Below are 8916 nucleotides of genomic sequence, written 5' to 3' on the forward strand. Positions count from 1 at the left end.
GCCGGCGGTGTCGGTGGCCACGGCGGTGACGGGGCATCCGGCGGCGAGGGCGGCCGGGGTGGGGATGCGGGTTCTAACGGCGCGAACGCGGTCGGCGGCGCTGGCGGTGGCGGTGGCAAAGGCACCGCCGGTTCGGGCGGAGCTGGCGGCAACGGCGGGTTCAGCCAGGTCCGAAGCGCCGATCCGGCCGATCCTGGCCTGAATGTTGGTCCCGGAATCGCCACAGGCGGAGCCGGTGGCCATGGCGGTGACGGTGTTTCGGGTGGACGCGGTGGCGACGGTGGTTTCGCAGTGGGTGCTGGATCTGGGAACGTCGCCAGCGGCGGTGGCGGAGATGGCGGCGCCGGGACCACCGGCAATGGCGGCGACGGCGGCAACAGCGGGGTCGCAATCAGTTATCTGACCGGCACCGGGAACGTGACCTCAGGCAATGGCGGCGACGGTGGTAACAGCGTCAGCGGCGTTGGCGGCAACGGCGGCGCGGGTGGCGACCCTAACTACAACCCCCAACCCACACTCACACCGATCTCAGGCGGAATTGTCTTCAACGAGGCATCGGCCGGGATGGTGACCGGCGGTAACGGCGGCCACGGCGGTAATGGCGGCGCAGGCGGAGGGAACGGGGGCCTCGGTGGCGGCGCGGCAACCATTGGCCTAGGCGATGTCGTCAGCGGCAACGGCGGCGACGGCGGTGACGGCACGAACGGCGCTGGCGGCGCCGGCGGCCGCGCCGGTTACGCAACAGCCACCGGTGTCACCTCTACCGGCAGCGCCACCGCCGGCCACGGTGGTGACGGCGGCAACGGCACCATCGGCGGCGCCGGCGGCGACGGCGGCGACTTCAATGGCTTCTTCTCAGCGACCGGACGGTCCAGTGCGACCGGCGGCGCCGGCGGCCACGGGGGCACAGGATTTTCGGGCATCGGGGGCGCCGGCGGCAACGGCGGTACGGCCAGTGTGAACCCCGGCCCGACAGCTCCCGATGGCGGTTTCGTCGTGGGCGGTAAGGGCGGTGACGGCGGCGACGGCGTCACCGGCGGCAGCGGCGGGCATGGCGGCTTCGCTGACGGCGTTCACCGTCAAACCATCACCGGAGGTGATGGCGGTAATGGAGGCGCCGGCACCAGCGGTAGCGGCGGAGCAGGCGGGGACGGCGGCTCCAGCTATGCCACCGCCGGTGGGTCCAGCACCAGCGCAACCGGCGGTGACGGCGGCAAGGGTGGCGCTGGCGGAGCCGGCGGCGGAGCCGGCGGGGGTGGCGGTGACGCCACAAACTTCGGAGCGGGAACAACCCACGCCGGGGACGGTGGTAAAGGCGGCAACCCCGGCGGCCACGGCGGCAATGGTGGCAACGCCTCGGCGGTCAACACAGCCGGCGCAACCGCTGGCGCGGCAGGGCTGCCTGGAACCGGCGGAACTGGCGGGACACCAGGCACCGTCACCGCCATTCCCGGGTTTGCAGGTATTGCATTGACCGACAACGTAGTGGCGCCCACAAATTCTGTAGTAACCCCGTCCCTCGCAGCAGCGGGGCCAGTGATAGGTCCGGCAGAGGCCGCCGATACTCCGACCGACTTCTCAACATCTCCGTTGTTCAACTACAGCCTGCCGCTCGGCCCTTTCGAAATATACCGCGAGTACACCAGTTTCGGTCTTCGCCTTAACACGCCCCTCGGATCAGTGCCACTGTTTTCGGAAGGAGTCAGCTTCCTCCCCACGCCCGACGGTCAAACCGGGGGGTTTGTCTACCATTTCGGGAATCCGCTGCTGTACTTCGGCACAATGTATAACGTTAGCTCGGGCCAGACAGGATTCCTTTTCAATGGTTTGCTGCTTTCATGGCCGGGACCGTCGCAGTTCGGCGGCATAATTCCCAACATCAATTATTTCCCCGTCACTTTCTAACTAGGGCATGCACTATTCTCGGGGAAGTTGAGCAACAAAACGCCATCTTGTAGCCGGCTACGCCAACCCGTCCACAGTGCGCTCCCGCCACTAATGGCGACGCGTCGACCGGGTTGGAAAGGTTGGTGCCCGAGCGCTTCGCCGTCTACGCCGTTTCCGCTTTATTCGCCTCGTGTCATGAGGTTCTGTGCCCCGGATGTGCCCGGCGTCGCGTCGGCAAGATGCGCGACGGCTTGGGCTTCCGCGAACGCGCCGCGGGTGTGGCGATTGAGGAATCGGGGTGAGGCGAGCTCGGGCTAGCCGGAGCTTATTAAATTCGTCTGATGCAGACGGTACGGATTCTGTGTCGTTTCCCCACAGCGACTCACGCGATGGCTCCTCAACATCGGCACCGACACGCCACTATTCACACCGCACCTGGGGACGTGAACAGTCGCCCCTCAAGCCGACGGATTTAAGAGCCGTCAGCTACCCATCGAGCCGGTGGGTCGTATAGTCGTGCGGCACTTGCTTGTGCCACCTGTCCTCGCGCCGCAAGGTGCGCTCCACGCCTACCGTGGCGCGCCAACCGTGCAGCCGCACCAGTCCGCGCAGCATGGCCAGCCTTGCGCCCCACTCGTACTTTCGGCGGCCGAAGTGAACTTTGGCGGTCTTGCCGCCAAAGTGGTTGATATAGGCCATTTCCGTCGTATACACGCCGTACCCGGCTTCTCGCGCACTCAACGCGAGATGCAGGTCCAGTCCCCAGCCGTAACGGCCGAAGGTCTCCAGGTCCATCCCCCCGACGGTGTCCCAGCACTCACGCGACATCATCAACGCTGTTCCCTCCACCGCAGGAACTGTCCGGTAGAGAGGTCGCGGGCAGTAATCAGCCGCAATGGGCTTTTCATCTGTCACCGCGCAGGCGAAACCATCGTCGATCACCGGTCCGACGATCCCCGCATCCGCCGGTAGCCGTGGGTCGGTCAGGCCGGCGACGAACCCCTTCGAAATCCGGGTGTCGTTGTTCAATGTCATTGCGTGGGAATAGCCCTCGGAGAAGGCGATCTGAAATCCACGCTCGCTGCCGCCAGCCCAGCCCAGATTCTTACCGGGGGTGGTGACGCGTTCGTTGCTGATCTTGGGGTAGTCACCGCGGTTGTCGACGATCAGGTACTCCGCGCCCTCGCGTTCCAGGTCGCCGACCAGGGCATGGGTGTACTCGTGCTGGCCGAAGACCGGGACAGTGATAAGGAGCGACACGAGAAAAACCGTACACGGGGACCAGAAACGCCAGCGGCCGTTTGGGACGAACTGGCGACATCTCAGGCAGCGGCTCCGGCGCAGCTGCCGGCCGTCCCCCGAACCGCCCGTCGGACAGGTTGCGAAACGATATGCTCGGGCCGTTAACCCGATGGAACAGGAACCCATGCGTAAAGCGGCAGAGCCCACCGGTCTCACGATGTACTACCGCCACACTCGGCCGGAGATGCTGCGGTTGGTGCCAACGACGGCCAAACGCGTGCTGGATCTGGGCTGCGCGGAGGGGGCATTCGGCGCCGGGATCAAGGAAGTCACCGGCGCCGAGGTCTGGGGTATCGAGTTCGACGAGCGCGCGGCCAACGAGGCGACCGGTGTCCTTGACCGCGTTTTCGCCGGGGATGCCGATGAGCGGATCGCCGAGCTGCCCGACGCTCACTTCGACGTCATCACCTGCAACGACGTGCTGGAGCATCTCGTCGAACCAGGCGCAACGCTTCAGCAGTTGCGACGCAAGCTCACCCCGGGCGGTCTTGTCATCGCCTCGATCCCGAACATTCGCTTCCTGCCGGCGTTGAGCAAGGTCATCTTCCGGAAAGACTTCCCGCAGGAGGACTTTGGGATCTTTGACCGCACTCATCTTCGGTTTTTCACCCGCAAGAGCATGGTGCGCATGTTCGAGAACGCCGGCTTCACCATGGTGAGCATCAAAGGCATCAACGCCCACTATGGGGGTCTTTGGCTGCTAGCCAATGTGCTGAGCCTTGGATACTTTGCCGACGGCCTCTATCTTCAGTACGCCTGCGTGGCGTCGCCCACCAAATGAGGCTTGACCGGGCGGCTTAGGGTGCGACGCGCATTTCGTAGAACCGCAGCCGTGCCCTGGCCGGCTCCTGGCCCAGTGTCCGGCTACGACCAACACCGATGGTGCGGGCATGAATCTCGAGGTTGGTGCCGCGAACCGAACCCGGGGTGTTGACGAGAAAGGGCTCGGCCGCGTTACCGGTGATCAGGCGATAACTGGTCCCATCGAGGGTGACGGTAGGAGTGGTTAGCGGAAGGATCGTTCCCTGGAACAACCGGTCGATGATCGTCGGGTTCAGGTCGATTCCTACCAGCACCGCCATATCGGGTGAGCTTGGTGCGGGCACCTTGACGGAATCGTTCCCGGAAACCTCGGCCTCCCCCAGCTTCGCGAGCGGACCGCAGCGCTGTGCGCCGTGGGTAAATAGCGCCCACCGGTTCTCGACGCCGGCCGCGGTGAAATTGCAGAGCAACGCACGCGAATACAGCGGCGATTCCTGCACGGCAAGACGGCCGTTGATGCCGGTGGCGGGTGAGGCCGTCGATACGCGTGACAACACGAAATCGGTTCGCCGACTTAATGATTCGCTGTTTAGTTGGTCGAGTGCGGGTAGGTACGACGAGTAGGTTGCGAACACGGGCGCCGGTTGCCACGCCAGGTTGTAGGCCCACACGACAGTCGTGTCGACGGGATCGACGTGAACTGTTCTGGATCCGATGGTTGTGATGAAGTGGTCCGGGACGGCGTAGAACTCACGTTGTCGTGCCTTGGTTTGTTCGATGCGTTGCTCGAAGCGCCCTGGCACAGCCAGGGTCAGAAGGCGACCGACCGACTGCGCCGGCGCCTCGATCGCGGCTACGAAGCGATCATGAAGTGCCGGTGGCCCGCCGGCGACCAAGAAAGCAAGCACTACCGTCGCTATCCCGATCCCGCGCAGCCGGATGCTGGGATACGGGGCTATGACCAACGAGACCACAACCAGGCCGACCAGCATGCTGATGTGCCACAGGTCGTAACGTCCAAATGCGCTCTTGACAGTGATCAGCGTCGCGACACCGACGAGCGTGACGAACCTGCGCGGGATTTTCGAGTCGCCGCGTACAAACGCCCAGCAAAGCGCGGCTATCCAAAGCAGGGCCAGCAGAAGCGCGGGAATTGCATCCAGTGGCAGCGGCATCGCTTGTGCCTCGTTGTATCCCGCCACGATGGCAGCGCTGGAACCCAGCCAGTCGAACAGATTCGCCAGTTGTTGGCCCGCAATCAGCCAGCAGACAACGGTGGCTGCCGCGAACGCGATCACGGTTGCGCAGTGCCGCCCAACGGCTTTCCACCCGAGCAACACCGATGCGGCCAACCCGACTGCAAAGAGCGTGAGGCCGGTATTGAACTTGACCAGCAACTGGAGTCCACCGACCAAGCCGATCACGACGCACGTGATCAACGCCGTGGATCGCTTGGGGTCCTCTTGCAACATGGGCAACGCCGCCCAGGCCAAAGCCGCAAGAATGGCCAGTTCGGGGTACATCAAGCCCAGCGAATTTCCATGAGTGACCTGCAGGGTCGCGATGGCGGCGGTCGCGGCGAACGCGATGAGCAACGACGTCATGGGCGCACAGCGCAGACGTAGCACGGCGCAGATGCCGAGGAACAGTGCGGCCACGACCGCCATCTGATAAATGGAGGCCAGCACGGACTGGCCGAACGTGTAGTACGAAGCGGTCTGCAAAAACCCCAACGGGCCGTAGGTGAAGACGAGATCCGGCCCCCAGGCGAGACGGCGCAGTGGAGCCAGCGCGAGTACCGCCTCCCAGGACGGGTCCACCCCTACTCCTGCGTCAACCGACCACTGTGGTTGAACGATCACTGCGGTGATAAACGCCGCCAGGGCACGCTGCCAACGAGCCGAACCCCACGTCGTCGTCGAACACCAGGTCCGAAAGGTTCGCACCCGCTCCCCCCCCCGTCAGCACCACTCCCGCAAACTACCAATGCGGAAGTAGATGGCTCGTAGTCGGCTGGGGCGAACACCGACGAATCCGCCGTTCTGCCGCGACCATAATCCGGCTGTACACCTGTAGCCCCATGGGGGCCACGCCATCAGGTCGGCACCATGCGTCTTTTCTACCTACGGGCCAACACGCATCTCGTAGAAGCGCAATCGAGCAGTGAGCGGCGGCTGATTGATGTCGACGCTGCGGCCGACGCTAATCGTTCGCGCATGGATCTCCAGATTGGTGCCAGCGACAAGTGCAGGGGTGCTTATGAGAAAAGGTTCTGCCGCGTTCTTGTCAATCAGGCGATACTTGACGCCGTCCACCGCCAGCGTGAAAGTGCCGAGCGGAAGAAGCTTCCCGTGAAACAGTACGTCGTTTGGATGCCGATCGAGATCGATTGCCATGAGAACCGCATTGTGTGGTGCGGTCGGGGACGGAACGCGCACGACCTCATCCTGCTTGACAGGGACTTCTAACAGTTTGGTCAGTGAGCCGCAGTGCGGACCAGTGTGACTGAAAAGGGCCCAACGGTCCTCAATGCCGTCCACCTTGAAATCGCACAACAGTGCGCGCGAATATCTCGGCGATTCTTGCACGCCGAGCCGTCCGTCAAGGCCAATGGCGGGAGAGGCCGGCGAGAGGCGAGACAGCACGAATTGCGGGCCGTTTTCGAGTGAGTCGCCGTTTCGCTCGTCAAGCGTGGGAGTAAGGGCCTGATACGTCTGAAACACCATCGTGGGCCGCCACGCCAGATCGTAAGCCCAGGCCACCGAAATCTCTTGAGGGTCAATATGAACGGTTCCCGGACCAATGGTGCCGATAAAGCGGTCAGGGACTGCATACAGCGCGCGCTGGCGCGCCTTGGCTGCCTCGATTCGATTGTCGAAGTGACCGGGGATTACGAAAGTGGCCAAGCGGTCAATCGCCCGTATGGGTGCGGACAACGAAAACGAGACACGGCCGATGACATGCGGTACTGGACCAAGATCAAGGGCGAACACCCAGATAACTGCAACAGCAGCGAACCCTGCCGCACGCCGGTGGCTTCGAGGCCACGGTGTGATGACCAAAGTAACGACGATTAGGCTGAGCAGGATTGCGACGTGCCAGGGCTCGAAACGCCCTAATGCAGATTTTGCGGCAATCATCGTCGTGACGCCGACGAGCGCCAGGTAACGACGCGGGACTCCCGCGACGCGTCGAACGAACATTCTGCAAAGTGCGGCAATCCAGCCGATACTCAGCAGAATCGCAGGCAACCCCCATCGAGGGAGGGGCGAGGCGGACATTCCGTCGGCATAACCCGATGCGATCGCCAAGCTCGACTGAAACCAAGAGAGCAGGTCGCTTGGTCGCTGCCAGGCGAACACCACCCAACAGATGAAAGCAGAAGCCATGAATACCGCCGCCGTCGCGGTATGCCGACCGACGGCCTTCCAGCCAAGAAGCACCGACGTGGTTAGCGCGATCGCCAGTACCGCGAATCCACAGTTGAACTTAATCAATAGCTCAAGACCCGCGGCCGCTCCGAGGGCAAGGCATGTGGTAAACACCTTCGACGGATCGGGCTTCCGTTGCAGCAGTATTAAGCTTGCCCATACGAATGCGGCGAAAACTCCGAGTTCTGGGTACAGCATCTCCATGGAAGCACCGGGCGTCAAAGATAACCCACGTCCGACCGACATAAAGGTGACAATGCCCGTCGTCATACTCGCACCTATGAGCGCTGCCATCGGCGACAGTCGCAGCCGCAGGACGGCCGCAATAGCGGCGAGCAGGACTGCGATAATCGCAACCTGGCACGCGGCAGCGAGCAAAGCCTGATCGAACGCGTAATACGCGCTCGTCCGAAGAAATCCGAGCGGCCCGTACGTGAACACTAGTTCGCGACCCCACTCGAGGTGTTGCGCTCTGGCCATAGCTAGCCCGGCCTGCCAGGAAGGATCGAGCCCCACGCCCGGTTCAACCGACGACTGCGGCCATAAAATGAGTCCAACGATTATGGCGACGAGGCCTCTTTGCCAACGGGCGGAGCCCCACGTAGTGGTCGCGATCCAATTTCGCAGCGTTCTCGACGCTCCCGAGAAGAAACCACTGAACCGGTTTCCTTTGACCTCACCGCGGGTGGTGTCGACCGGACCCGCCTGCATGACAGCGTCTTTCAACGCTGCTGACGAAACTTCGGCGTCTACCGCCATTAAAAATCCCATTCGCCGGTAACGTGCACCATCTGCCACGTTCCACAGTTTCGTGTTAAGAACGCAGTGTCATCTTCGTGGATTTCGATTACCTGGGGCAGGTCGTTCCGCGCACCAGCGATCACGTCGTTGACATCCAGGCTATGGAGCCGGGCCCAGTAACACGTTGTCCCACCAGCGTTGCGATATTTTCCTGGCATGATGTCGACATAAAGCAAATACCTGCCGTCATGGTCGATAACGTTGAGCGAACCACCGTAGTCGTCGATGACGGTCTCGTTAGCCGCCGGCGGGGGCTCATGGGAACTCGTATCCGTCCGAGTTGCAGTCGACTGAACCGTGACGTGCTGCGTGACCGTCACAGTCGACGCTTCGATACGGGCAGGCGCCCCACACGCCACAAGCAGAAGCGTGCTGGCGGCCATCGCTACGTTCTGCACCGTTCGCAAGCTGCCGCGAGCCGCGGTGAACCTAATCAAGCGGCCGGTGAAGGTGAAGGCGGCAGATGAGCTCATGTTCAACTCCCAAGGCCTGCAGCGACTGTTGTGATGCTTCTGTCGCTGTACAGGCTGACCGAAAACAACGGACGGGCCTCAAAGTTCATGTAGACAGACCATCTCCGCACATTAAATAGCGTCTGGCCAGCGTAAAGCAGAGCATGAACGTTGCTGAAAGAAATGCGGACGGCATTCATGCGAGTCAGATAGTCCCAGCGTTGACGGCGTTGACAATCCAGGGAATGACTTCGTCGAGCATGGCATCGAGCGTGGTGGTC

General features: G+C 62.7%; 6 protein-coding genes. 2 read left to right on the forward strand and 4 right to left on the reverse strand.

Annotation, left to right across the window (positions count from 1 at the left end; genetic code table 11):
- On the forward strand, positions 1–1905 hold a 1905-nt coding region (locus A5634_RS28585; RefSeq protein ID WP_065143130.1), incomplete at its 5' end, for a hypothetical protein.
- Positions 1906–2373: 468 nt separating this feature from the next.
- Here A5634_RS28585 and A5634_RS05805 read toward each other — a convergent pair.
- A complete protein-coding gene (locus A5634_RS05805; RefSeq protein ID WP_065143131.1) occupies positions 2374–3147 on the reverse strand; it encodes a hypothetical protein in 774 nt (257 codons plus the stop codon).
- Between the two features lie 166 nt (positions 3148–3313).
- On the opposite strand from A5634_RS05805, the gene A5634_RS05810 reads away from it, so the two are divergent.
- Complete coding sequence (locus tag A5634_RS05810) at positions 3314–3970, forward strand: class I SAM-dependent methyltransferase (protein WP_065143133.1); 657 nt, start codon at positions 3314–3316, stop codon at positions 3968–3970.
- A gap of 16 nt (positions 3971–3986) precedes the next feature.
- On the opposite strand, the gene A5634_RS05815 is transcribed toward A5634_RS05810, so the two are convergent.
- The 3 genes from A5634_RS05815 to A5634_RS05825 form a co-directional block, all read right to left on the reverse strand.
- Positions 3987–5897 carry a hypothetical protein gene (locus A5634_RS05815; protein WP_065143132.1) on the reverse strand — a complete coding sequence of 637 codons (1911 nt, stop codon included), beginning with the start codon at positions 5895–5897 and terminating at the stop codon, positions 3987–3989.
- A 177-nt stretch (positions 5898–6074) separates the two neighbouring features.
- Positions 6075–8180, reverse strand: a complete 2106-nt coding sequence (locus tag A5634_RS05820; protein WP_253861492.1) for a hypothetical protein — start codon at positions 8178–8180, stop codon at positions 6075–6077.
- On the reverse strand, positions 8141–8656 hold the full coding sequence (locus A5634_RS05825; protein ID WP_155769378.1) for a hypothetical protein: 516 nt from the start codon (positions 8654–8656) through the stop codon (positions 8141–8143). The genes A5634_RS05820 and A5634_RS05825 overlap by 40 nt, the downstream gene beginning before the upstream one ends.
- Between the last annotated feature and the right edge of the window lie 260 nt (positions 8657–8916).

The sequence above is a fragment of the Mycobacterium asiaticum genome (genome assembly GCF_001673365.1).
Classification (GTDB): Bacteria; Actinomycetota; Actinomycetes; order Mycobacteriales; family Mycobacteriaceae; genus Mycobacterium; species Mycobacterium asiaticum_A.

Excerpts from the sequence above, each read along its gene's own strand:
- A5634_RS05810 (WP_065143133.1), top strand. The coding sequence starts at position 3,314 with ATGCGTAAAGCGGCAGAGCCCACCGGTCTCACGATGTACTACCGCCAC.
- A5634_RS05825 (WP_155769378.1), bottom strand. The coding sequence starts at position 8,656 with ATGAGCTCATCTGCCGCCTTCACCTTCACCGGCCGCTTGATTAGGTTC.